This window comes from Frigoribacterium sp. CFBP9030 (assembly GCF_034045195.1).
GTDB lineage: Bacteria > Actinomycetota > Actinomycetes > Actinomycetales > Microbacteriaceae > Frigoribacterium.
The window spans coordinates 212,920-236,499 of sequence record NZ_JAXCWG010000003.1; the positions used below are offsets into that span (position 1 = coordinate 212,920).

Sequence of the window (23,580 nt, forward strand, 5' to 3'; positions counted from 1 at the left end):
CGTTCGATGCCGCGTGCGGGTGCGCCGCAGAGCGCGACGCCTTTTACCTCAGTGCTGTGCACGATACACCGGCTGTTGCAGAAGGAGAACTCCCGCTGCTCTGGCGCAGTACGGCAGAGCCTGCGACTCGGCTCCGAACCGCGCGACCGGGCCGATTTGTGCGGCGCTCGACAGCTGTGGCATACTCGACGAGTTGCAAATACGGCCCCATCGTATAGCGGCCTAGTACGTCGCCCTCTCACGGCGGTAACACGGGTTCGAATCCCGTTGGGGTCACCACCACGAAACCCGCTCAGCTCAGGCTGAGCGGGTTTCGTCGTCTCCCGGCACTTGGCGCCGGTCGAGGTCGAGGCCCAGCCTCACCGGCCGCTCGATCCCTCACGGCGTGGCCACGACGTTCCGGGCCGTCCCTTCGAGCAGACGGGCCACCCCGTCCACGTCGACCTCGACGAAGCGCCCGGCCCAGGTGCCGATCTGCAGCTGACCCGCGAACGACCACAGCGTCTCGCCCGTCGCGAGGTCGAACCCGACGAGGGTCGAGCGCCCGCCCGAGCTGCCGAAGGCGAGGGCGTACCCGACGGTGCGCGACGCGGCGACCACCACCGCGCCGTCCGGCAGGGCGATGGTCGCGCGCGCGGCCCCGGTCTCGCCGTCGAGGGCGACGACCGACTGCGGGCCGACGCCGGGCGCGGTGACGGTGGCGTACACGGTGTCGTCGGTCTGACCGGGCAGCCCGTCGGCGCTCGACGCCCCGCCCGCCGGTCGCGACCACCGCACCTCCCCGGTGCTCCAGTCGACGCAGCTGAGCTGGTCGTCGCTCAGATCGGTGACGGTGAGGCACGTCCGCGACGTCGAGTACGAGCCCGACGCCTCCGGGGTGGAGGTCCACAGCGGCCGTCCGTCGAGGTCGACGGCGGCGAAGCCCCGGTCGACCCCGCGGACCGGCCCCACGATCGAGTCCGGGCGGGCGACGTAGCCGCCGAGCGCGGCGAGATCCCCCCGCCACGGGGTCTCGCGACCGTCGAGTCCGACCTGCACCGTGCCTCCCGGGCGGGCGACCACGAGGCGGTCCGGCAGGGCGAGGGCCTGGCCCTCGAGACTCCCGGGGCCCGCCCAGAGCACGAGGTCCAGATCGCGGACGTCACGCAGCTGGAACGCGTACGTCGCGCCCTCCGCCGTCTGCCCGCCGGTCATCACCGTGCGGCCCGCCGTCTGGAACTGCTCCGAGTCGACCGTCGTCACCGGGGCCGTCTGCTGCCTCGGCTCACCGGTGGTCGCGTCGAGGGTGACGAGGACCGTCTGGCCGCCCGCCCGGGCCCGCACCACGACGATGCGGGCGTCGTCGACGACCGTGGCCGACGCGAGCTCCACCGGGCCCCGCAGCCCGAGCGCCAGGAGGTCGTCGGCCACGTCGTGGACCCACAGCACGCGCCCGAGGTCGGTGTCGAACGACGCCAGTCGAGTGCCCACGCCCGCCGTGGCCCCGCCGCAGTCGCCGTCGTTGGCGAAGCCGTAGGTCCACGCGCCGGCCGCGCGCAGCAGCACCCGACGATCGTCGATCGGCTCGTCCCGGAACCGCAGGCACTCCGCCGGCGTCCCGGGCGCGAGCGCGGCACCGAGGTCGATCGACCAGCCGGTGGCCGTCGGCGCCTCCCGCAGGTCGTCGACCGCGACGCCGCGCCATGGCCGGTCCGCCCCGTACCGCGGCTGCCCGGGCACGAGCGCGACGATCACGACGACGGTGACGATCGCGCCGACGAGGTAGGCGGTGGCGATGCGGCGGGCCGAGGAGGCGCGGTGCCAGCCCGAACCGACGCGACGGCTCGGTCGACGGGAGGTCCGTCGGGCGCCGGCCCGTGCCTCCTCGGCCTGTCGGTCGGATGGCCGGGTCATGACGTCGCCCCGATCCGCTGACCGCCGCCGAGTCGTCGCGCGACGCCCACGCCGTCGACCTCGACGAGCGCTCCGCCCCAGAACGAGACGCTGCCCGCCGAACGGAGGGTCCAGAGCGGGCGTCCCGAGGCGGCGTCGTGGGCGGCCACGGCCCTGCTCTGCGGCGACGCGCCCTTCGCCAGGTAGACGACGGTGCGCGAAGCCGCCACGACCGTCTCGAGATCGCCTGCGGGGACGTCGAACACCGACCGCCCGGTGGGGCCGTCGAGCGCCGTGAGTCGGGGTCGACCGTCGCGGCGGGCGATGCCGTAGACGTCGTCGGAGACCTGCCCGGGCACTCCGCGCGCCGTCGCGGCCGCACCGTCGACGGACCAGCGCGTCGTGCCGTCTGCGGGCCGCAGGCACGTCGTCGTGTCGTCGTCGGACGTCACGAGCAGGCAGCCGGGCGTCGACGCGATCGAGCGGGCGTCGAGGGGGCGCGCCCATCGGGCGGCGCCGTCGGGGCCGAGGGCCGAGACGACGCGGCCGCCGGGACCGGAGCGCACGGCGAACAGGTCGTCGTCGCCGCCCGGCCCCGGTGAGCCGGCCGCGACCAGATCGGGGTCCGACCGGTACGGCGTCATCTCGCCGGTGCGCCCGTCGATCCTGACCGTGCGCCCCTCGATGCGCACGATGAGGGCGCCGGGCACCAGCAGGGGAGCGGCGCCCCGATCCGCGGATCCGCGCCAGACCGGCACGGTCAGCGCGGCGGCGTCGACGAGGGCGTACGCGTCGGGGTCGCCGACCGCGGCCGCCGCCGAGCGCAGCTGGAGGCGACCGAGCGTGGCCACGCTGATGCTCGGCAGGTCGCGGCGCTCGCGGGCCGTCTCGAGATGCCGTCCGTCGTCGACGGCGAGCGCCGCCTGCACGAGCCCGCGCTCGGACTGCGTCTGCACGAGCACGCGGCCCGCCGCCGGCACCACCTGGGCCGACGGGATGCTCGTCGGGTCGGCGTCGGGCACGTCGTCGACGAGGTCGTGCACCCAGACCGCGGCTCCGGTGCGGACGTCGACGAGGGCGACGCGGCTCGTGTCGTGGGCGAACGCCGCCGTGCGGCACTCGGCGGCCTGCGCGAGGTCGTCGGCTCGGAGGTCCACGTCGGCCTCGAGGTCGAGGTCGATCGAGGTGGTGACGGCGACCAGACCGGACTCGGCGACCGACGGCCAGAGATGCACGCAGTGCGCGGGCGCCTCGGGGGCCAGCAGCGCCGCGAGGTCGAGCGACCAGAGGGTCTCGCCGGGGGCCGAGCGGAGGTCGTCGACGACGAGTCCGCGCCACGGCGGCTCCGCGCCGTAGTCGGGGTCGGCCGCCCACCCCGCGATCAGCACGATCGCCGTCGCCACGAGCAGCGCCAGGTAGCCCCCGAGGAGGCGCGGCGCACGTCGACCGCGGACGGCGCGCAGTCGTCGCCACGGGTCTCGCGCGGGGCCGGGCAGGGGGTCGGGCACGGGCGGATCGACCTCCTCGTCGAGCGGCGCCGCCGGTGCGTCCGACGACTGCCGTCATGGTATTCGGAGCCGTCCGCGTCGGTGCTCGCCCGGTCGGCGGGAATGGGCGGACCGGCCCCGCGCGTTGCCCCCTCGACCGAGGACTCGCGCACGACCCTGGCGTAGACTTCGACGATCATCCGAGCAGCAGACATCGAGAGAGGCGGGCCCGTGGGTAGAACGCTGGCCGAGAAAGTATGGGACGACCATGTGGTCGTCAAGGGCGAAGACGGCGCCCCCGACCTTCTCTACATCGATCTCCACCTCGTCCACGAGGTCACGAGCCCGCAGGCCTTCGACGGCCTCCGTCAGGCCGGGCGGCCGCTGCGTCGCACCGATCTGACGATCGCGACCGAAGACCACAACACGCCCACGCTGGCGATCGACCGGCCGATCGCCGATCTGACCAGCCGCACGCAGATCGAGACGCTGCGCCGCAACACGGCCGAGTTCGGCGTGCGCCTGCACCCTCTCGGCGACGCCGAGCAGGGCATCGTCCACGTCGTCGGCCCGCAGCTGGGGCTCACGATGCCCGGCATCACCGTGGTCTGCGGCGACTCGCACACCTCGACCCACGGGGCCTTCGGGGCGATGGCGTTCGGCATCGGCACCAGCGAGGTCGAGCACGTGATGGCGACGCAGACCCTGCCGCTGAAGCCGTTCAAGACGATGGCGGTCACGGTCGAGGGCACCCTCCGGCCCGGTGTCACCGCGAAGGACATCATCCTGGCCGTCATCGCCCAGATCGGCACCGGCGGCGGGCAGGGCTACGTGCTCGAGTACCGCGGCAGCGCGATCCGCTCCCTCTCGATGGAGGGGCGCATGACGATCTGCAACATGTCGATCGAGGCCGGTGCCCGGGCCGGCATGGTCGCCCCCGACCAGACCACCTACGACTACCTCCGTGGTCGTCAGCACGCCCCCGAGGGCTCCGACTGGGACGACGCGGTCGCCTACTGGCAGACCCTGCCGACCGACGACGACGCCGTGTTCGACGCCGAGATCTTCCTCGACGCCGACGAGCTCGAGCCGTTCGTCACCTGGGGCACGAACCCGGGTCAGGGCGTCTCGCTCAGCGAGTCAGTGCCCGACCCCGAGGCGATCGTCGACCCGAACGAGCGCGCCGCCGCGTCGCGTGCCCTCGAGTACATGGCGCTCGAGGCCGGCACGGCCATGAAGGACATCGCGGTCGACGCCGTCTTCATGGGCTCGTGCACGAACAGCCGGATCGAAGACCTCCGCGCCTTCGCGTCGATCATCCGGGGCCGCACCAAGGCCGAGGGCGTCCGCGTGATGGTCGTGCCCGGCTCCGCCCGGGTGCGCCTCGAGGCCGAGGCCGAGGGTCTCGACAAGGTGTTCACCGACTTCGGCGCCGAATGGCGCTTCGCCGGCTGCTCGATGTGCCTCGGCATGAACCCCGACCAGCTCGCACCGGGCGAGCGTTGCGCATCGACCTCGAACCGCAACTTCGAGGGTCGTCAGGGCAAGGGCGGTCGCACCCACCTCGTCTCGCCGCTCGTCGCGGCGGCGACCGCCGTCCGCGGCACGCTGTCGTCCCCCTGGGATCTCACCTCCGACACCCCGATCGGCGACGCCCTCGCCGAGCGCCTGACCGGCACCCCCTCAGGAGGCGCGCTCTGATGGAGAAGTTCACCACCGTCACCGGGGTGGCGGCACCGCTGAAGCGGTCGAACGTCGACACCGACCAGATCATCCCGGCCGAGTTCCTCAAGCGGGTCACGAAGACGGGCTTCGAAGACGCCCTGTTCTTCTCCGCCCGCCAGGACCCGGACTTCGTCCTCAACCGACCCGAGTACCAGGGCGCCCGCGTCCTGATCGCCGGGCCGGACTTCGGCACGGGGTCGAGCCGCGAGCACGCCGTCTGGGCACTCCGCGACTTCGGCTTCGACGTCGTCTTGAGCGCCCGGTTCGGTGACATCTTCCGCGGCAACTCGGGCAAGCAGGGTCTCCTCGCCGCCATGGTCGCCGAAGACGACATCGAGCGCCTGTGGGCCGCCGTCGAGGCCGCCCCCGGTGTCGAGATCACCGTCGACCTCGAGTCGCAACGCGCCACGATCGGCGACCTGTCGGTCCCGTTCGAAGTCGATGCTTACACTAAGTGGCGACTCCTCGAAGGCCTCGACGACATCGGCCTGACCCTCCGCGACGAAGCGGCCATCACAGAATTCGAAACCCGCCGCGCCGCATGGCGCCCGAAGACATTGCCGGTGAAGTAAGTGAACTCGCTCATCCAAGACGCAGCAGCAGCAGGGGCCCGTGTGGGGCTCAAGTCCGACGAGATCGTCATCCGCGGCGGCAAGCCGCTGATCGGTCGCATCGAGGTGCGCGGCGCCAAGAACCTCGCCACCAAGGCGATGGTCGCGTCGCTGCTGGGCGACACCCCGAGCATCCTGCGCGACGTGCCCGACATCAGCGACGTCAACGTCGTCCGCGGTCTGCTGTCGGTGCACGGCGTCCGCATCACCGACCCGGCCCGCGGCGAGATGATCCTCGACCCGTCGAACGTCGAGTCGGCCCACTTCGCCGAGATCGACGCGCACGCCGGCTCCAGCCGCATCCCGATCCTCTTCTGCGGCCCGCTGCTGCACCGCCTCGGCGAGGCGTTCATCCCCGACCTCGGCGGCTGCCGCATCGGCGACCGCCCCATCGACTTCCACCTCGACGCCCTCCGTGCGTTCGGAGCCGTCGTCGACAAGTCGTACAACGGCATCCACCTGACCGCCCCGAACGGTCTCGCGGGCGCCAACATCGAGCTGCCCTACCCGAGCGTCGGCGCCACCGAGCAGGTGCTGCTGACCGCCGTGCTCGCCACGGGTGTCACCGAGCTGCGCAACGCGGCCATCGAACCCGAGATCATGGATCTCATCGCGATCCTCCAGAAGATGGGCGCCATCGTCTCGGTCGAGCCGAACCGCGTCATCTTCATCGAGGGCGTCGAGAAGCTCCGCGGCTACACGCACCGGGCCATCAACGACCGCAACGAGGCCGCGAGCTGGGCCGCGGCCGCTCTCGCCACCAAGGGCGACATCTTCGTCGAGGGCGCCGACCAGAAAGACCTGATGACGTTCCTCAACGTCTTCCGCAAGGTCGGCGGCGACTTCGACGTGCACGAAGACGGCATCCGGTTCTTCCACCCGGGCGGCGAGCTCAAGCCCGTCGTCGTCGAGACCGACGTGCACCCCGGCTTCATGACCGACTGGCAGCAGCCGCTGATCGTGGCCCTCACGCAGGCGCAGGGCACGTCGATCGTCCACGAGACCGTCTACGAGAACCGCTTCCAGTTCACCGAGGCCCTCAACGACATGGGTGCCGACATCACGGTGCACAAAGAGGGTCTGCCCGGTCACGACCGTCGCGTGGCGCGTCGCGAGTTCGAGCAGGCGGCGGTCATCAACGGCCCGACCGCGCTGCACGGCGCCGACATCCGCGTCCCCGACCTGCGCGGCGGCTTCAGCCACCTCATCGCGGCCCTGACGGCCGAGGGCGAGTCGAAGATCAGCAACGTCGGCATCATCAGCCGCGGGTACGAGCACTTCATCGCGAAGCTCCGCAAGCTGGGCGCCGACTTCGACTTCAAGGGCTGATCGGAGCGTGGCACCCCACGGCGACCCGGACGCCCCCGTCGTCCCGGTCGCGACGCGTGGGCGCCGCATGGACAAGGGCGCGATCTTCCGGGCCCTGGCCATCCCTGCGGCGCCGTTGTTCGATCTGATGGCGAAGATCGAGGTCGTCGACGGGCAGAAGCTTCCCGCCTCCGGCTCGTTCGTGCTGACGCCCAATCACATCACCAACATCGATCCCGTCGTGGTCGGGCGCGTGATGTACGGACTGGGGCGTCTGCCGAGGTTCATGGCGAAGGCGTCGCTCTTCCGCGTGCCCGTCTTCGGCCGGCTGATGCACGCGATGGGGCACATCCCCGTCGAGCGCGCCGGTCGCACCCACGACAGCGATCCGCTGGCCGCGGCGCGTCGGCTCACGTCGGTGGGCGGCGGGGTCATCGTCTACCCCGAGGGCACGCTCACGCGCGATCCCGACCTCTGGCCCATGAAGGGCAAGAGCGGGGCCGTCCGGTTGGCCCTCGCCGCCGGCGTGCCTCTCGTGCCCGTCGCCCATTGGGGCAGTCAGGAGCTCATGGGGCGCTACTCGTCGAAGCTCCGTCCGTTCCCCCGCAAGCGGATCCGCGTGATCGTCGGCGATCCCGTCGATCTCTCGGCCTACCGCGACCGGCCCCTCGACCAGGCCTCCATGACCGAGGCGACCGCCCTCGTCATGGCGGCGATCACCGGACTCCTCGAGCGCCTCCGAGACGAGCAGGCACCCGTCGAGCGCTGGAACCCCGCCAAGAACGACCAGAAGGAGACCGGCCGCTTTGAGTAGTCCTGCGTCGCGCGAAGGCGCGATCGAAGCACTCGGCGAGGGCGCCGTCACCACCGAGGCGATCTCGATCGTCATGCGGGACTCCGTGCCGCGTCGAGTCGCGGTGCTCGGCTCGGGCAGCTGGGGCACGACGTTCGCGAAGGTCCTCGCCGAGGGCGGCGCCGACGTCACGCTCTGGGCCCGTCGCCCCGAGGTCGCCCGCGAGATCACCGAGAGCAAGCGCAACACCGACTACCTGCCGGGCATCAACCTCCCGCGCACCCTGGTGGCCTCGTCGAGCGTCGAGACCGCGCTGGCCGGTGCCGAGCAGGTCTACCTGTCGGTGCCCAGTCAGACCCTCCGCGACAACCTCTCGGCGATCCGCTCGCTCGTGCCGCGCGGCGTGCCCGTGGTCAGCCTGATGAAGGGCGTCGAGAAGGCCACCGGCCTCCGCATGAGCGAGGTCATCGAGAGCGAGCTCGACATCGACAGGTCGCTCATCGCCGTGGCCTCGGGCCCGAACCTCGCGCTCGAGATCGCGAAGCGGCAGCCGACCGCTGCGGTCGTGTCGTCGCACAGCCTCGAGACGGCGACGCTCGTCGCCGCGACCGCCACCAACCCGTACTTCCGCTCGTTCGTCAACACCGACGTCATCGGCACCGAGTTCGGGGGCGTGCTGAAGAACCTCATCGCGGTCGCCATCGGCATCGTCGACGGCGTCGGCTACGGCGAGAACACCAAGGCGTCGATCATCACGCGCGGTCTCGCCGAGATGACGGCGTTCGCGGTGTCGTTCGGGGCCAAGGCCGAGACGCTCGCCGGTCTCGCCGGGCTCGGCGACCTCATCGCGACGTGCGAGTCGCCCCTGTCGCGCAACAACACCGCGGGGCGCCTCCTCGGTCAGGGGTACGCCTTCGGCGACGTCGTGCGGCAGATGAACCAGACCGCCGAGGGTCTCGCGTCCGTCGCGCCGATCCTCGAGCTGGCCCGCGGTCGCGGCGTCGACATGCCCATCGTGCAGCAGGTCGCCGAAGTGCTCGCCGGTACGCTTGACCCGCGGAACATCGCTCCGCACCTCACCGAGACCAGCGAGCCCCAGGGCGAGTGACCGGGGGTCGACGGCGCGCGCCGGTGCGACGCCGCCCCGAGTCGCCTGCCCGCCGACCACCCCGAGAGTGACCCCGATGAGCATCGATCAGGCCAGCCCCGCTCCCACCCCCGTCGCGGGCGCCAAGCAGACGGTCGTCGTGCTGTTCGGCGGCCGGTCGAGCGAGCACGCGATCAGCTGCGCCACCGCCGGGGGAGTCCTCTCGGCCATCGACCGCAGTCGCTACGACGTCATCCCGGTCGGCATCACCCGCGACGGCGCCTTCACCCTGCAGGCGGACGACGCGTCGAGCTTCTCTCTGACCGGCGAGACGCTGCCCGCCGTCGTCGACAACGGCACGAGGGTGCACTGGCCCGAGTCCGCCGCGACTCGCGAGCTCTCTGTCGTCGAGCCGGACGGCTCGGTCCGGCTGCTCGGCGCCGTCGACGTCGTCTTCCCCATCCTGCACGGTCGCTTCGGAGAAGACGGCACCGTCCAGGGGCTCCTCGAACTCGTCGGCCTCCCGTACGTCGGGGCGGGTCTGCTGGCGTCGTCCGTCGGGATGGACAAGCACTTCACGAAGACCGTGCTGCAAGAGGCCGGCATCGCGGTGGCCCCGTGGCGGACCGTCCGCCGTCGCACCTGGCTGAGCGACCCCGACCAGGTGATCGCCGACGTCGCGCCCCTGGGGTTCCCCGTCTTCGTCAAGCCGGCCCGCGCGGGGTCGAGCGTCGGCGTCTCGCGGGTCGACTCCGAGGCGGAGTTCGCAGCCGCGATGGAGATCGGGCTCGCCGAAGACGGCAAGGTGCTCGTCGAGGCCGCCGTCTCGGGGCGTGAGATCGAATGCGCCGTGCTCGGCGGGCGCGACGGCGGGTCGCCCCGCACCTCCGTCGGCGGTGAGATCGTGCTCGGCAGCGACACCTTCTACGACTTCGAGTCGAAGTACCTGGGTGCGCCCGGCGCCGATCTCGTCTGCCCGGCCGACCTCACGGACGACCAGCTGGCCGAGATGCAGCGACTCGCCGCGCTCGCGTTCGAGTCCGTCGACGGCACCGGGCTGTCGCGGGTCGACTTCTTCCTCACCGACAACGGCTGGGTGATCAACGAGATCAACACCATGCCCGGCTTCACGCCGATCTCGATGTTCCCGGCCTGCTGGCTGGCCAGCGGACTCAGCTACCCCGAGCTCATCACCGAGCTGATCGAGCTCGGGCTGCAGACCGAGCGCTGACCGGCCAGGGCCTCCTGCGGAAGTCGACCCGCGCCTCCTCGGAGGAGGGGCGGCCGAGGAGGCGCGGGTCGGCTCAGGAGGACGGGGTCGCCTCGGTGCCGGGCAGGTCGTCGACGCCGACGCAGCCGCGACCGTCGTTCGGCAGGTAGCCGACCGCGTCGGCCAGGTCGAAGAGCGCGGTGCTGCCCGCCTCGGCGGAGACGATCACCTGGACGGCCGGAGTGCGACCGTAGGTCGTGAAGACGAAGGTGTCGGGGTCGTCGGCATCTTGATCGGCGAGCCAGTCGACGCCGCTGACGGGGTAGCACGGCAGATCGGAGACGGCGGGGGCCTCGACGCCGCAGCGCAGGAGGACCTGCGTCGGCGTGCCCCAGGCGCCGGTGGCCTGCGCGTCGGTCTCGCGGCGCTCGAAGGGGGAGTTGTCGGGGCCGACCGTCTCGGGGAGGTGCACGGTCACCTGCGCGCAGGCCGCGTCGTTCGCATCGGCCGCCGCCGTCATCGGCACGGCCGCCGTGCAGCCGGCGAGCGCCGGGGCGATCACGGCGCCGGCGGCGAGCAGACGGAGGAGGCGGCGACGAGGTCGCCTGGTCGGGCTGGGCACGGCAACCAGGCTACCGTCGTCACATGGAACGCCCCGCCACGTCGGTCGACGTCGAACCACCCGCCACGGTGCAGGGGGTGGGCGAGCTCGCCACCCTCGCGCGCATCCTGCCCCGACTGCCCCGCGGGGCCCGCACCGATCTGGGGCCGGGCGACGACGCGGCGGTGGTCTCGGCACCCGACGGGCGATTCGTGGTGACGACCGATCTGATGGTGCACGGCCCCGACTTCCGTCTCGCCTGGTCGACCCCGTACGACCTCGGCTGGAAGGCCGCCGCCTCGAACCTGGCCGACGTGGCCGCCATGGGGGCGGTGCCGACCGCTCTCGTGGTGGCCCTCGCGGTGCCGGGCGACACCCCGGTGTCCGATCTGGAGGCCCTCGCCGACGGGCTGCGCGACGCCTGCGCCGTGATGGCCCCGGGCTGCGGCGTCGTCGGCGGTGATCTGTCCGTCTCGGCGACGATGACGATCGCCGTCACGGCCTTCGGCGATCTCGAGGGGCGGCCGCCGGTCACCCGCGATGGCGCCCGCGAGGGGGACGTCGTCGCCGTGTCGGGCGCGCTCGGCCGGTCGGCCCGCGGGCTCGAGCTGCTCTTCCGTCTCGGCGTCGACCACGACGGGGTCCCCGATCGCGCCGCTGCGACGGCCCTGCGCGAGCGTGACCCCGACGTGGGCTGGCAGCTCGCCCCCACGCCGCCGATCGTCGACGGGCCGATCGCGGCCCGGGCCGGTGCGACGGCGATGCTCGACCTCTCGGATGGTCTGGCCCTCGACGCGGGTCGGGTCGCGCGGGCGAGCGGTCTGGTGGTCGACCTCGACTCGTCGGCGTTGGGCGGCGATCCCGCGGCGGCCCTCGCCGGGGGAGAGGACCATTCGCTGCTCGCGACGTTCCCGCCGGGTGCGGCGCTGCCGGGCGGGTTCCGGGCGATCGGCGTGATGCGCGCCGTCGGGTCCGGTGAGCCGCGGGTCGTCGTCGACGGCGGCGACGCCGGCCCGGAGGGCGGCTGGGACCCGTATCGCCTGTGGTCGGGCGAGCGGGGCTGACGACGGGTCGGCCGAGCGGGGCTGACGACGGGTCGGCCGAGCGGGGCTGACGACGGGTCGCGCGAGGGGGCCCGACGGCGGGTCAGTCGCGGAGGGCGAACCACACCGTCGTGTCGCCGTACTGCTTCTTCACGTCGAGGGTGAGCCCCGCGGGCCAGCTCGGCTCGCCGTCGCGGCTGGCGCGTTCGACGACGACCAGCGCCTGGGCGTCGAGCAGGGGCAGCAGGGCCGCGAGGTCGGCCGCGAGCTCGTCCTTCGACAGCTCGTAGGGCGGGTCGAAGAAGACCAGGTCGACGAGCGCGCCCGAACCCGTGAGGTACGACCGCACCGTCTGCGCGACGATGTCGACGCGCGGGGGTGCGCCGCGCGGGGGCTTCGGGGCCCGTGCCAGCACGGCGTCGGCGTTCCGCCGCAGCACCTTCGCCGCCGCCGGGGCCTTCTCGACCAGGGTGACCGAGGCCGCGCCCCGCGATGCCGCCTCGAGGCCGAGGCCCCCGGTGCCCGCGTACAGGTCGAGCACGCGTCGACCGCGGATCTCGTCGCGGGCGTCGAGCGACGAGAAGAGCGCTTCGCGGACGCGGTCGCTGGTCGGCCGGGTGCCGACCTTGGGGACGACGAGCGTCAGGTTGTCGGCGAAGCCGGAGATGATGCGGGACATGAGGTCAACCATGCCAGGTCGCGGCGGCCCGCCCGTCTCGTCGGGCCCGCCTCCCGGTCTGCGTCGGGCCCGCCTGCCGGTCTCCGGGGGCGGCGCCGCTTCGAGCATCCCGACAACGCGTCCGCGCCCGGCCCGGTCGTGCTTCGTCGATGAGGCACAACGGACTTGGCAGGGCGTCGCGCTTTCGGAAGCATCTCGCAGCATGACCAGCGTTGATCGTACTGTCCGGCCCTCGTTCACCAAGTCCCTGTTCGCGGGGCGGATCGCCTCCGAGCTGGTGCTGCCGTTCCCGCACATGTCGGCGGCCGAGAAGGCGCGGGTCGAGACGGTGTCGGCGTCGGCCCGCGAGGTGCTGGCCGGCTACGACCCGCTGAAGGCCGAGCACGAGGGCTGGATCGGCGACGACCTGGTCCGCGAGCTGGGCGAGCGCGGTCTGATGGGGCTCTTCGTGTCGGAGGAGTACGGCGGTCTCGGTCTCGGTCAGAGCGCCTACTGCCGCGTCTACGAGGAGTTCGGCCGGGTCGACGGCACCCTCGCCACCGTCATGGGCGTGCACCAGTCGATCGGCACCAAGCCGCTGCACCTCTACGGCACCGACGATCAGAAGGCCCGCTGGCTGCCCGACCTGGCGAGCGGCCGGAAGCTCGCGGCCTTCGTGCTCACCGAGCCCAACGTGGGCAGCGACGCCTACGCGCTCGAGACCCGGGCCGAGCGGCAGAGCGACGGCAGCTGGCTGCTGAACGGCGAGAAGCGCTGGATCGGCAACGGCGACAAGGACGTCCTGACGGTCTTCGCGCAGAGCGACCTCGGGCACGTCGCGCTGATCGTCGAGAAGGGCATGGACGGGCTGAGCACCGGCCCGCGGTTCGAGACGCACGGCCTGAAGGCCAACCACCTGCAGCGGGTGCGCTTCAAGGACGTCCGGGTGCCCGCCGAGAATCTGCTCGGCGAACCCGGCGACGGCTTCCGCATCGCGGTGAACACGCTCAACAACGGTCGCATGTCGATGGGCACGGCGATCGCGGGCGGCATGAAGAGGTTCCTCCAGCTGAGTCTCGAGCACACGGAGGCGCGTCACCAGTTCGGCAGACCGCTCGCGGACTTCGAGATGGTCGGCGACAAGCTCGCCTGGATGACGCAGCAGATCTACGGCATCGAGTCGATGTCGTATCTGACCACCGGTCTCGTCGACCGCGGCGACACCGACTTCGCGCTCGAGTCGGCGATGACGAAGGTCGCCGCGAGCGACACCGGCTGGTACGCGCTCAACCGGGCCGTGCAGCTGCACGGCGGGGAGGCGTACATGGAGGGGCATCCGCTGTCGAAGGCGCTGCGCGACTTCCGCATCTTCCCGATCTTCGAGGGGGCCAACGACGTCCTGCGCGCCTTCGTCGCCCTGAACGGCCTCAAGACGCTCAGCGAGGAGCTGCCCGACGTCGCGTCGCTGAGCATCGGCGCCCCCGGTCGCGCCCTGGGCGTGCTGGCGCCGTACGTCGCGGGTCGCGTGCAGCGTCGGCTCCGACCCGATCGCCCGGTCGGAGTGCACCCCGAGCTCGCCAAGCAGGCCGCGGAGCTCGGCGACCAGGTGTCGCGGCTGCGCGAGCGCACCGAGGGAGCGCTCCGCAAGCACGGCAGGAAGGTGCAGGAGAGACAGCTCGTGCAGAAGCGCCTCGCCGACGCCGCGAGCGGCATCTACGCGCAGACGGCCGTGCTGTCGCGGGCGTCGACGGCCCTGCAGGAGGCACGGGTCGACTCCGACGCCGAACGTCGCCTGGCCGTCGGGTTCTGCAAGCAGTCGGCACGCGGGGTGTCACGGCAGCTGCGGGCCCTCGAGGTGAACGACGACCGGCACGCGACCGAGCTCGCGGCGTCGACCCGCGCCTCCGGCGGGTACGACTTCGCCCTCTGAGGCCGCCCGCCCGCGGCGCGCGTGAGCCCGGGCACCGGTGTCGGAGGCGGGCAGTAGCGTGGTGTCGTGCCCGACTCACCCCTCGACGCCTCCCTCGCCGGTGCCCTGGGCGGCCGCACGGCCACGGCCCTTCAGAAGGCCTTCGGCCTCCGCACCGTCGGCGATCTGCTGACGCACTTCCCGAGGCGGTACGCCCGCCGGGGCGAGCTGACGGCGCTCGATCAGCTGCCGCTCGGCGAGTCGGTCACGATCGTGGCCCAGGTGCTCGACGTGCGCGAGCGCACGATGCGCGCTCGCCGCGGGTCGATCCTCGAGGTCCGCATCGGCGACGGCCAGGGCATCCTGACCCTCACGTTCTTCAATCAGGCATGGCGCGCGAAAGACCTCGTGCCGGGCGCCCGGGGCATCTTCGCCGGCAAGGTGGGCGACTACCGCGGGCTGCGTCAGCTGGCGCACCCCGACTACGAGCTCTTCGACGCCTCGCACGAGGCGGTCGCGGGCGTGGGCGACGCCGAGGCGCAGAAGTGGGCGAAGCAGCCGATCCCGATCTACCCCGCGAGCGCCTCCGTGGCGTCGTGGCAGGTGCAGAAGTCGGTCGAGGTGCTGCTCGACTCGCTGCCGCCGATCGACGACGCCGTGCCGGCCGCGGTCCGTGCCGAGCTCGATCTGATGCCCCTGGCCGAGGCGTACGAGCGCATCCATCGACCCGAGACCGACCGTGACCACCTCACGGCCCGCGACAGCCTGCGCTTCGACGAGGCGTTCGTGCTGCAGAGCGCTCTGCTGCAGCAGCGCGCCCTCGTCCGCCGGTCGGCGGCGACACCCCGTCGTGCCGTCGCGGGGGGCGTGCTCGACCTGTTCGACGCGGCCCTGCCCTTCGAGCGCACGGGCGATCAGCGTCTCGTCGGCGACGAGATCACCCGCGACCTCGAGGCCGAGGTCTCCATGAACCGGCTCGTCCAGGGCGAGGTCGGCTCGGGCAAGACGCTCGTCGCGCTGCGGGCGATGCTCGCGGTGGCCGAGTCCGGGGGGCAGTCGGCCCTGCTCGCCCCGACCGAGGTGCTGGCCGCCCAGCACCTCCGCTCGATCACGGCGACCCTCGGCCCCGACCTGGCCGCCCGACTGCGACCGACCCTGCTCACGGGGCAGATGACCACGGCCCAGCGCAAGAAGGCGCTCCTCTCGATCGTCAGCGGTCAGGCGCACATCGTCGTCGGCACGCACGCGTTGATCAGCGACACGGTCGGGTTCTTCGACCTCGGGCTCGTCGTCGTCGACGAGCAGCACCGCTTCGGCGTCGATCAGCGGGAGGCGCTCCGCAAGAAGGGCGCCACCCCGCCGCACGTGCTGGTGCTGACGGCGACGCCCATTCCCCGCACCGTCGCGATGACGGTGTTCGGCGACCTCGACATCTCGACCATCGCCGAGCTGCCGAAGGGGCGTCAGCCGATCGAGTCGTTCGTCGTCCCGCTCGCCGAGCACCCGGGCTGGGTCGACCGCGTCTGGCAGCGCTCCGCGGAGGAGATCGCGGCGGGGCGCCAGGTCTTCGTGGTCTGCCCCGCGATCGACGCCGTCACGACGGAGCCCGGCGACGACACGGGGCCCGGCGACGACACGGGGCAGGGCGGTGAGGCGGGGCCGGACGGCGACTCCGAGCCCGGCGGCGGCGCTCGATCGGCGGGCGCCGACGGGCAGAACGGGGGCGACCAGCCGCCTGCGCCCCCGCCCCGGGCGAGCGTCGAGGGCATCGTCGCTCTGACGGCCTCGCTGCCGGTGCTCGACGGTCTCGTCATCGAGCCGCTGCACGGTCGCATGTCGTCCGACGAGAAGGACGACGTCATGCGCCGGTTCGCCGCCGGCGACATCGACATGATCATCGCGACGACGGTGATCGAGGTCGGTGTCGACGTGCCCAACGCCTCGACCATGGTCGTGCTCGACGCCGACCGGTTCGGCGTCTCGCAGCTGCACCAGCTGCGAGGGCGCGTCGGTCGAGGCGGTCACGCGGGTCTGTGCCTGCTCGTGACGTCCGCGCCGGCCGACTCCGTCGCCCGCGAGAGGGTCGACGCCGTGGCGTCGACCCTCGACGGCTTCGAGCTAGCCCAGGTCGACCTCGATCTGCGCCGCGAGGGCGACGTGCTCGGCAACCTGCAGTCCGGCGGCCGGTCGTCGCTCCGACTGCTGAGGGTCGCCCGCGACGGCGACCTGATCGGCCTCGCGCGAGAGCACGCGGCCGAGGTGCTCGACGACGACCCGCGCCTGGCCGACCACCCCGCCCTGGCCGCGGCCATCGCGAGACGGCTCGACGATCGCGGGCGCGAGGCGATGGGCAAGAACTGACGTCTCCGCCCGCGCGCCCGACGTCCGGTGGATGCTCGGCCAACCTCCCGGGCCGGGCCGCTACTGTGTCCGCATGAGCAGGATCGCCGTCGTCCCCGGGTCGTTCGACCCCGTCACCCTCGGCCACATCGACGTGATCGCCCGGGCCGCCAACATCTTCGACCAGGTGCACGTGCTGGTGGTGCACAACCCCGACAAGTCGGCTCTGCTCCCGCTCACCCAGCGGGTCTCGCTGCTCACCGCCGCTCTGCGCGAGGCCGGGCTGCCCGAGACCGTCAGCGTGCACAGCTGGAGCATGGGTCTGCTCGTCGACTACTGCACCGACGTCGGCGCCAGCGTTCTGGTGAAGGGCATCCGCTCGCAGGTCGACGTCGCCTACGAGACCCCGATGGCGATCATGAACCGCAGCCTCGCCGGCGTCGAGACCGTCTTCCTCCTGCCCGACCCCGCCCACGCGCACGTCTCGAGCTCGCTCGTCCGGCAGGTCGCGGGGCTCGGCGGCGACGTGTCGCCGTACGTGCCGAGGGTCGTCGCGGAGTACCTCGAGACCACCTGAGACGCACCGGGTGATCGCGACGACCGCCTCCTCGAGGGGGTCCGTTCCGAACACCGCGTGATGCTCCTCCCGCCGATCCGCTCGATCACTCCTCAGAAAGCGATCCGATGACAACGACCAGCCGTCCCGCCGACCGGCCGAGCGCCTCCGCCGACGAGGGCCTCATGCCGTTGGCCGAGGTGCAGCGACGGGCGCGGGGGATCCTCGAGGCCATCGGCACCGTCATCGACGGGAAGGACGGCGCCATCGGCACGGCCCTGACCGTGCTGCTCGCCGAGGGGCACCTCCTGATCGAGGACGTCCCCGGGGTCGGTAAGACCCAGTTGGCGCGTGCGCTCGCCAAGGCCGTCGACGCCACCGTCACGCGCATCCAGTTCACCCCCGACCTGCTGCCGAGCGACATCACCGGCGTATCGGTCTTCGACCGGCCCTCCGGGGGGTTCGAGTTCAAGCCCGGCCCGGTCTTCGCCAACGTCGTCATCGGCGACGAGATCAACCGCGCGTCCCCGAAGACGCAGTCCGCCCTGCTCGAGAGCCTCGAGGAGCGCCAGGTGACGGTCGACGGCATCACGCACCCCCTGCCCGATCCGTTCCTCGTCGTCGCGACGCAGAACCCGGTCGAGATGGAGGGCACGTACTCGCTTCCCGAGGCGCAGCGCGACCGGTTCATGGCGCGCATCTCGCTCGGCTACCCCGACGCCGAGAGCGAGCTCCGCATGGTGCAGCAGCGTGAACGGGTCAGCCCGCTCGATGTCCTGAAGCCCCTCGTGTCGCTGACCGACCTCCGCCGCATGATCGCCGCCGTCCGCGCCGTCTACACGGCCGAGGCCGTCGAGCGCTACGCCGTCGCCGTCGTCCAGGCCACGCGCGTGCACCCCGACGTCCGACTCGGCGCGAGCCCGCGGGCAACCCTGCAGCTGATGCGCGCGTCGAAGTCGTGGGCGGCGCTCAACGGTCGCGAGTTCGTCGTGCCCGACGACATCGACGCCATGAGCGGGCCGGTGCTCGGTCACCGCATCATCCTCGCCGGGCGAGCCGGTGCCGGGGCGGTCTCGGCCGCCTACGACGTCGTGGCGGACGTCGTCGCGGCGACTCCCGTCCCCCTCGGCGACGCGCGCTGACCGTGACCGATCGGGTCGCGGCGCCGCCGACGCCGCACGGCGACGTGCCGGCGCGGCCGGGCGTGCGTGCGCAGACGGTCATCACCCGCGGGGGAGCGCCCCGGCCGACCCTGCGCGGCGGCGCGGTCGTCGGCGTCGGCGTCGCCCTCGTCGCGACGGGGGCCGTCGTCCCGTCTCCGGCGCTCGTCTTCGCCGGCACGACCCTGGTCGTCCTGGTGGTGGCCGTGCTCGTCTCGCTGCTGTTCCGACGCCCCCTGATCACGGTCGCCCGGCGCTTCTCGCCCGATCGCGGCATGGCCGGCTGGTCCGTCGACGAGACCGTGACCCTGACCGCCCCCGGCGGCGCGGCGGGCCGCATCGGCATCCGCGACGACGTCGGCTGGCGCCGCACCAGGGCATCCGAGGCGGTGGGGGTCACGCTCGTGCCGGGCCGCGCCTCCTCGGCCGTGTTCCGTCACGGGGGCCTGCCGCGCGGGCGACACCGCGTCGGGCCTCTGCACGTCGATCTGATCGAGTCGTTCGGCGTCGCCCGGCGTCGGGTCGTCGCCCCCGGCAGTACCGAGCTGCTCGTCGTGCCCGAGGTCCACGACCTGGGGCTCGGTGCCGAGTCCCGCGCCCTCGGGGACGGCGCCCGCCGTCAGCGGGAGCACAGCCTGGCCGGTGGAGACGACGACCCCGTCACCCGCGAGTACCGACGCGGAGATCCCATGCGGCGCGTCCACTGGAAGGCCTCGGCCCGTCATGACGAGCTCATGGTGCGGCAGGAGGAGCAGCACGGCCTGCCGAGCGCCCGCCTCGTGCTCTCGACGGGGGTCGACGGCTGGTCCGACGCCCGGACGGGCTCCGACGGTTCGCCCGTCAGTGACGCCTTCGAGTGGGCCGTCTCGGTCGTCGCGACCCTGGGTGTCGAGTTCGGGCGCAGCGGCTCCGTGGCCCAGGCGACGACTCCCGAGGGCGACGTCGTCGCCCGCAACGACCCCGACTCGACCGCCGCGTACCTCGAGTCGCTCGCGGACCTCCGGCTGGGCGACGCCGGCCACCGCTCGGCGGCGCCCACCGCACCGCGCGAGCCCGTCGTCGCCGTCGTGTCGGGTCTCCGGCCTCGAGAGCTCGAGTCGCTCGGGCGCTCGCGGGGTGTCGGCTCGTCCGCCGTCGCACTCGTCGTCTCGCCGCCCCTCGGCTTCAGCGAGACGACCGCATCGCGGGGCGGCGTCACCGGTGCGGAGACCCTCGGCCCCGATCGGGTGGCGGCCGCCCTCCGCGACGCCGGCTGGCGCGTGGTGGAGGTCTCGTCCGGCGATCCGGTCGCCGACGTCGTGCTCCAGGCGAGGCCGCTCGATGACTGACGCTCCGCTCCGGCGCCCGGTGGTGCGCGTCGCCGCCGCCTCGTGGCTGCCCACCCTCTTCGCCTGGCTCGTGTTCGTCGCGTCGCTGGCGAGCCTCCATCCGCTGTTCGTCGGGACGGGCTGGTGGTTCGCCGCCGCATTCGTCTCCGCCGTGGTGCTCGGCGTCTCGCTGGCCGTCCGGGGCCTCCGGGCGCCGGCCTGGGTCGGCTGGATCGTGGGCGCCGTCGCGGGCTCGGCCGTGACCTGCGCCTTCGTCTCGGGCGGCACGGCCGTCCTCGGCGTCATCCCCACGTCGGCGACGCTCCAGCGGATGCGCGACCTCGCCGATCAGGCCGAGGCGGCCATCGTCGGCGAGGCGGCGCCCCTCGACGTCACCGACGGCGTGCTCGCGACGGTGCTCGTGTCGGTCCTGGCGGCGGCCGTGCTGATCGACCTCGTCTCGTCCGTCGGGCAGCTGCCCGCGTTCACGGGGGTGGTGCCGGTCGTCGTCCTCGCCGTGCCGGCGTTCGTGCCAGGGGTCGAGACGAGCTGGCCGTTCGTCGTAGCGACCGTGCTGCTCTTCCTCGTGCTCCTGGCGCTGGCCACCGGCCGGCACCCCACGCGCGGCGGTCTCGTCGGGGGTCTGGCCGCGCTCGGCGTCGCCGGGCTGCTGACGGCCACCGTGCCCCTCGGCGGCCTCGCGCCCCTCGGCGGCACGGGCGGCTCCGGTCTCGGGCTGGCCACCGGCGTCAATCCGATCATCGACCTGGGCGACGACCTGCGTCGTGGCGCCCCGGTCACGGTGCTGACATACCGGTCGTCCGACGCCGACGGCGAGTACCTGAAGCTCGTCGACCTCGTCGACTTCTCGGGTCGCTCGTGGAGTCCCGCCGAGGGCGAGTCCGACCCGGAGGCGACCCTCGACCGGCTCCCGGCCGCTCCCGGCGTCGCCGAGGCCACCGACCGCCGGGCCGTGACCACCGAGATCGACGTCGGCTCGCTCCGCAGCCCCTACCTGCCGGTGCCGGTGCCGGCCACCCGGATCGAGGGCCTCGGCGACGAGTGGGAGGTCGTGGACGAGTCGGGGGTGACCGTCCGCAGCGGCACGACCGGTACGCAGGGTCTCGACTACACGGTCGAGAGCGCCCCGGTCGACCCCACCCGCGACCAGGTCGTCGCATCGTCGGCCGGCGACGACAGCGCGATGGCCGACTACCTCTCGATCGACGGGGTGCCCCAGAGCGTGATCGCGCTGGCCTCCGAGGTGACGGCCGACGCCCCCAACGACTTCGACGCCGCCGTGGCCCTCCAGGACTTCTTCCGAGACGGCGATTTCACGTACTCCGAGGAGACCCCCGTCGATCAGGGCTACGACGGCAGCGGTCTCGAGGCCGTGCAGACCTTCCTCGAGGTCCGCAGCGGATACTGCGTGCACTTCGCCTCGTCGATGGCCGTCATGGCGCGGACGCTCGGCATCCCCTCGAGGGTCGCGGTCGGGTTCCTGCCCGGCGAGTCCACGGGCTTCGGGGCTGAGGCCGAGCGTCGCGTGAGCAGCGACGACCTGCACACCTGGCCCGAGCTGTACTTCGAGGGGCTCGGCTGGGTGCCCTTCGAGCCGACCGTCGGTCTGGGCAGCCCGCAGGCGTACCTCCAGCCCACGGGTGTCGAGCCGAGCGCCGCGCCGACGGCCGACGACGCCGCGACGCCCACGCCCTCCGCCGACGACGCGCCGGCCCAGACCCCCTCCGCGACGCCGTCCGCCGACGCGTCCGATCCGACCGCCGCGGGCTCCGCCTCGGGCACGGGCGGCCCCGGCCTCGGGTCGGCCGGTCTGATCGCCCTCGTGCTGCTCGCGGTCGTGCTGATCGTGCCCTCGGCGCTCCGGGCCGGGCGCCGCCGACGTCGATGGGCCACCCCGCCGCCCGACGTCGCGCTCGCCGTCTGGCACGAGGTCGTCGACACGGCGGCCGATCTGGGCCTGCACGCTCCGTCGGGGGCGACGCCGACCGCGGTCGCTGAGCTCCTCCGCACGAGACTCTCGTCACGACCGGAGACCGAGGAGGCGCGGGTCGCCCTCGACCGCCTGGTCGCCGCCCTGCAGAGCGAGCGGTACGGCGGGGTCGCCGCCCCCGACGGCACGAGGGCGGACGCCCGGCTCGTGGTCGACGGCCTCCGTTCGGCGTCGAGTGCGCGTGACCGCCTCGCCGCACGGTTCGCTCCGCGATCGCTGTTCGCGACCTCCCCTGCGAAGACCGGGTCGACGGCGTAAACTCGTCTCCCGTGCCTCATTTCAACCTGACCCCCTACACGCTCCCGGTGTACGACCTCATGCACCGCCCGGGCGAGATGCGCGAGCGCACGCTCGACGTCGTGGTCCCCGAGCGGCTCGGCGAGGGCCAGATCTCGGTCGCGGCGGGCGATCCGCTCCGCCTCGACGTGCGGCTCGAGGGTCTGCACGACGGCATCCTGGTCTCGACGCACGTGTCGGGCACGGCGACCGGCGAGTGCAGCCGATGCCTGAAACCGCTCTCCGAGCCGGTGGAAGTCGATTTCGCCGAGCTTTTCGCGTACGCTGTCGACGAAGCTTTTGACTATCAGGTTCACGACGACCACGTGGATCTTGAACCTGTGGTCAGAGACGCAGTGGTTCTGTCACTGCCCTTCCAGCCGGTCTGTCGGCCGGATTGTCCTGGACTCGACCCCGCCACGGGTGAACGGATCGAAGACATCCACGACTACCAGCCCGAAGAGGACATCGACCCCCGCTGGTCGGCACTCACCGGGTTCCAGGCTGAATCGGCACCTGCCGAGGGCTCGCCCGACACCGACTCGCGTCGGTAGGGGTGGCCGGCGGCCTCCCCGGGCCGCATCACACCACCGCGTCACCCACCAGTCAGACCAGGCCCCCTGCGGGGGAGCCGCAAGAGAGAAGAGATGCTCATGGCCGTTCCGAAGCGGAAGCAGTCACGCTCGAACACGCACGCCCGTCGCTCGCAGTGGAAGGCGACGCCGGTCCAGCTCGTCAAGACCATCGAGAACGGCAAGGTCACCTACAGCCTCCCGCACCGCGCGAAGGTCGTCGAGGACAGCGCCGGCACCGCCCTGTACATGGAGTACAAGGGCCGCAAGGTCGCCGACGTCTGAGCACTCCCGTCGTGATCACGTCTCCCTCGGCGGTGTCGAGATGACGTCGACTTCTGATCAGCCCGAGTCGCGCCTCCGCGCCGACCGGGCTGATCTGCTGTCACGCCTCGACATCGACATCCGACCCGAACTGCTCGATCTCGCGCTGACCCACCGCTCGTACGCATACGAGAACGGCGGCATCGCCAACAACGAGCGTCTCGAGTTCCTCGGTGACTCCATCCTCGGGCAGGCCGTCACGGTCATGCTCTTCACGGCGAACCCCGATCTCGACGAGGGCGACCTGGCCAAGCGACGCGCCAGTCTCGTCAGCACGGTGGCGCTGGCCGAGGCCGCCCGTGTCATCGGTCTCGGCGACCACCTCCGACTCGGTCGGGGCGAAGAGCTGACCGGCGGGCGCGACAAGCCCTCGATCCTCGCCGACACGGTCGAGGCGATCATCGGCGCGACCTATCTCGACGCCGGCGGAGACACGGCGACCGCTCTCGTCCTCCGCTTGATCGCACCTCTGCTCGACGATCCCGACCGCTTCGGCGCCGCGATGGATCCGAAGACGAGTCTGCAAGAGCTCGCGGCCTCGCTCGGGCGCGGCATGCCGACCTATCACGTCAGCGACAGCGGCCCGGATCACGACAAGAGGTTCCACGCCAGCGTCCGCCTGGGCGGCGACGACGTCGCGACCGGCATCGGCAGCAGCAAGAAGCAGGCCGAGATGTCCGCGGCCCTCGAGGCGTGGACGCGACTCAGCACACCGGTCGACGGTCTCTGA

General features: G+C 72.5%; 20 protein-coding genes and 1 tRNA gene. 17 read left to right on the plus strand and 4 right to left on the minus strand.

Annotated features, from left to right (window positions below; all coding sequences use genetic code 11):
- Nucleotides 1-203: 203 nt before the first annotated feature.
- A tRNA-Glu gene (locus SOM13_RS05070) sits at nt 204-279 on the plus strand.
- Nucleotides 280-378: 99 nt separating this feature from the next.
- Here SOM13_RS05070 and SOM13_RS05075 read toward each other — a convergent pair.
- Together SOM13_RS05075 and SOM13_RS05080 are read right to left on the minus strand one after the other, a co-directional pair.
- Nucleotides 379-1,893 carry a PQQ-binding-like beta-propeller repeat protein gene (locus tag SOM13_RS05075; protein ID WP_320479036.1) on the minus strand — a complete coding sequence of 505 codons (1,515 nt, stop codon included), beginning with the start codon at nt 1,891-1,893 and terminating at the stop codon, nt 379-381.
- Complete coding sequence (locus tag SOM13_RS05080) at nt 1,890-3,380, minus strand: PQQ-binding-like beta-propeller repeat protein (RefSeq protein WP_320479037.1); 1,491 nt, start codon at nt 3,378-3,380, stop codon at nt 1,890-1,892. The genes SOM13_RS05075 and SOM13_RS05080 overlap by 4 nt, the downstream gene beginning before the upstream one ends.
- Nucleotides 3,381-3,590: 210 nt before the next feature.
- Between SOM13_RS05080 and leuC the strand changes: the two genes are divergently transcribed.
- From leuC to SOM13_RS05110, 6 genes are all read left to right on the plus strand, one after another.
- Nucleotides 3,591-5,060, plus strand: a complete 1,470-nt coding sequence (leuC, locus tag SOM13_RS05085; RefSeq protein WP_243215506.1) for a 3-isopropylmalate dehydratase large subunit — start codon at nt 3,591-3,593, stop codon at nt 5,058-5,060.
- Nucleotides 5,060-5,656: a 3-isopropylmalate dehydratase small subunit gene (leuD, locus tag SOM13_RS05090; RefSeq protein ID WP_192058365.1), complete on the plus strand. Its 597-nt coding sequence runs from the start codon at nt 5,060-5,062 to the stop codon at nt 5,654-5,656. The genes leuC and leuD overlap by 1 nt, the downstream gene beginning before the upstream one ends.
- Entirely contained in the window at nt 5,657-7,024 is a 1,368-nt protein-coding gene (murA, locus tag SOM13_RS05095; protein WP_192058363.1) for a UDP-N-acetylglucosamine 1-carboxyvinyltransferase, read from the plus strand.
- Nucleotides 7,025-7,031: 7 nt separating this feature from the next.
- Nucleotides 7,032-7,817 carry a lysophospholipid acyltransferase family protein gene (locus SOM13_RS05100; protein WP_243215508.1) on the plus strand — a complete coding sequence of 262 codons (786 nt, stop codon included), beginning with the start codon at nt 7,032-7,034 and terminating at the stop codon, nt 7,815-7,817.
- Nucleotides 7,818-7,890: 73 nt separating this feature from the next.
- Complete coding sequence (locus SOM13_RS05105) at nt 7,891-8,904, plus strand: NAD(P)H-dependent glycerol-3-phosphate dehydrogenase (protein ID WP_192059231.1); 1,014 nt, start codon at nt 7,891-7,893, stop codon at nt 8,902-8,904.
- A 76-nt stretch (nt 8,905-8,980) separates the two neighbouring features.
- Nucleotides 8,981-10,114 carry a D-alanine--D-alanine ligase family protein gene (locus SOM13_RS05110; protein WP_320479038.1) on the plus strand — a complete coding sequence of 378 codons (1,134 nt, stop codon included), beginning with the start codon at nt 8,981-8,983 and terminating at the stop codon, nt 10,112-10,114.
- A 73-nt stretch (nt 10,115-10,187) separates the two neighbouring features.
- On the opposite strand, the gene SOM13_RS05115 is transcribed toward SOM13_RS05110, so the two are convergent.
- A complete protein-coding gene (locus SOM13_RS05115; RefSeq protein WP_243215511.1) occupies nt 10,188-10,715 on the minus strand; it encodes a DUF3515 family protein in 528 nt (175 codons plus the stop codon).
- Between the two features lie 23 nt (nt 10,716-10,738).
- Between SOM13_RS05115 and thiL the strand changes: the two genes are divergently transcribed.
- Nucleotides 10,739-11,758 (plus strand): thiamine-phosphate kinase, encoded by a 1,020-nt coding sequence (gene thiL / locus SOM13_RS05120; RefSeq protein WP_192058360.1) that lies wholly within the window; start codon nt 10,739-10,741, stop codon nt 11,756-11,758.
- Between the two features lie 82 nt (nt 11,759-11,840).
- Here thiL and rsmD read toward each other — a convergent pair whose 3' ends face one another.
- Nucleotides 11,841-12,416 carry a 16S rRNA (guanine(966)-N(2))-methyltransferase RsmD gene (gene rsmD / locus SOM13_RS05125; RefSeq protein ID WP_320479039.1) on the minus strand — a complete coding sequence of 192 codons (576 nt, stop codon included), beginning with the start codon at nt 12,414-12,416 and terminating at the stop codon, nt 11,841-11,843.
- Nucleotides 12,417-12,618: 202 nt separating this feature from the next.
- Between rsmD and SOM13_RS05130 the strand changes: the two genes are divergently transcribed.
- The 9 genes from SOM13_RS05130 to rnc all read left to right on the plus strand — a co-directional run bounded on the left by SOM13_RS05130 (nt 12,619) and on the right by rnc (nt 23,580).
- Nucleotides 12,619-14,325 (plus strand): acyl-CoA dehydrogenase family protein, encoded by a 1,707-nt coding sequence (locus SOM13_RS05130; RefSeq protein ID WP_320479040.1) that lies wholly within the window; start codon nt 12,619-12,621, stop codon nt 14,323-14,325.
- 66 nt (nt 14,326-14,391) lie between these two features.
- Complete coding sequence (locus SOM13_RS05135) at nt 14,392-16,665, plus strand: ATP-dependent DNA helicase RecG (protein ID WP_320479041.1); 2,274 nt, start codon at nt 14,392-14,394, stop codon at nt 16,663-16,665.
- A gap of 73 nt (nt 16,666-16,738) precedes the next feature.
- Nucleotides 16,739-17,221 carry a pantetheine-phosphate adenylyltransferase gene (coaD, locus tag SOM13_RS05140; RefSeq protein ID WP_192058352.1) on the plus strand — a complete coding sequence of 161 codons (483 nt, stop codon included), beginning with the start codon at nt 16,739-16,741 and terminating at the stop codon, nt 17,219-17,221.
- A 107-nt stretch (nt 17,222-17,328) separates the two neighbouring features.
- Nucleotides 17,329-18,342, plus strand: coding sequence for an AAA family ATPase (locus SOM13_RS05145; RefSeq protein WP_374231426.1), 1,014 nt, complete (start codon nt 17,329-17,331; stop codon nt 18,340-18,342).
- Between the two features lie 2 nt (nt 18,343-18,344).
- Complete coding sequence (locus SOM13_RS05150; RefSeq protein WP_320479042.1) at nt 18,345-19,688, plus strand: DUF58 domain-containing protein; 1,344 nt, start codon at nt 18,345-18,347, stop codon at nt 19,686-19,688.
- Nucleotides 19,681-21,936 (plus strand): transglutaminaseTgpA domain-containing protein, encoded by a 2,256-nt coding sequence (locus tag SOM13_RS05155; protein WP_320479043.1) that lies wholly within the window; start codon nt 19,681-19,683, stop codon nt 21,934-21,936. The genes SOM13_RS05150 and SOM13_RS05155 overlap by 8 nt, the downstream gene beginning before the upstream one ends.
- Before the next feature lie 11 nt (nt 21,937-21,947).
- Nucleotides 21,948-22,508: a DUF177 domain-containing protein gene (locus tag SOM13_RS05160; protein WP_308196261.1), complete on the plus strand. Its 561-nt coding sequence runs from the start codon at nt 21,948-21,950 to the stop codon at nt 22,506-22,508.
- A gap of 99 nt (nt 22,509-22,607) precedes the next feature.
- On the plus strand, nt 22,608-22,811 hold the full coding sequence (gene rpmF, locus SOM13_RS05165; protein ID WP_043593937.1) for a 50S ribosomal protein L32: 204 nt from the start codon (nt 22,608-22,610) through the stop codon (nt 22,809-22,811).
- A gap of 40 nt (nt 22,812-22,851) precedes the next feature.
- The gene (gene rnc / locus SOM13_RS05170) at nt 22,852-23,580 is read left to right on the plus strand and encodes a ribonuclease III (RefSeq protein ID WP_192058346.1); all 729 of its coding nucleotides are present in this window, start codon (nt 22,852-22,854) and stop codon (nt 23,578-23,580) included.

What these genes read in the sequence shown, in the direction of transcription:
- SOM13_RS05075 (WP_320479036.1), bottom strand. Translation starts at nt 1,893, where the DNA reads ATGACCCGGCCATCCGACCGACAGGCCGAGGAGGCACGGGCCGGCGCC.
- coaD (WP_192058352.1), top strand. Translation starts at nt 16,739, where the DNA reads ATGAGCAGGATCGCCGTCGTCCCCGGGTCGTTCGACCCCGTCACCCTC.
- SOM13_RS05110 (WP_320479038.1), top strand. Translation starts at nt 8,981, where the DNA reads ATGAGCATCGATCAGGCCAGCCCCGCTCCCACCCCCGTCGCGGGCGCC.
- SOM13_RS05105 (WP_192059231.1), top strand. Translation starts at nt 7,891, where the DNA reads ATGCGGGACTCCGTGCCGCGTCGAGTCGCGGTGCTCGGCTCGGGCAGC.
- SOM13_RS05145 (WP_374231426.1), top strand. Translation starts at nt 17,329, where the DNA reads ATGACAACGACCAGCCGTCCCGCCGACCGGCCGAGCGCCTCCGCCGAC.
- leuD (WP_192058365.1), top strand. Translation starts at nt 5,060, where the DNA reads ATGGAGAAGTTCACCACCGTCACCGGGGTGGCGGCACCGCTGAAGCGG.
- rnc (WP_192058346.1), top strand. Translation starts at nt 22,852, where the DNA reads ATGACGTCGACTTCTGATCAGCCCGAGTCGCGCCTCCGCGCCGACCGG.
- thiL (WP_192058360.1), top strand. Translation starts at nt 10,739, where the DNA reads ATGGAACGCCCCGCCACGTCGGTCGACGTCGAACCACCCGCCACGGTG.
- SOM13_RS05155 (WP_320479043.1), top strand. Translation starts at nt 19,681, where the DNA reads ATGACTGACGCTCCGCTCCGGCGCCCGGTGGTGCGCGTCGCCGCCGCC.
- rpmF (WP_043593937.1), top strand. Translation starts at nt 22,608, where the DNA reads ATGGCCGTTCCGAAGCGGAAGCAGTCACGCTCGAACACGCACGCCCGT.
- rsmD (WP_320479039.1), bottom strand. Translation starts at nt 12,416, where the DNA reads ATGTCCCGCATCATCTCCGGCTTCGCCGACAACCTGACGCTCGTCGTC.
- SOM13_RS05130 (WP_320479040.1), top strand. Translation starts at nt 12,619, where the DNA reads ATGACCAGCGTTGATCGTACTGTCCGGCCCTCGTTCACCAAGTCCCTG.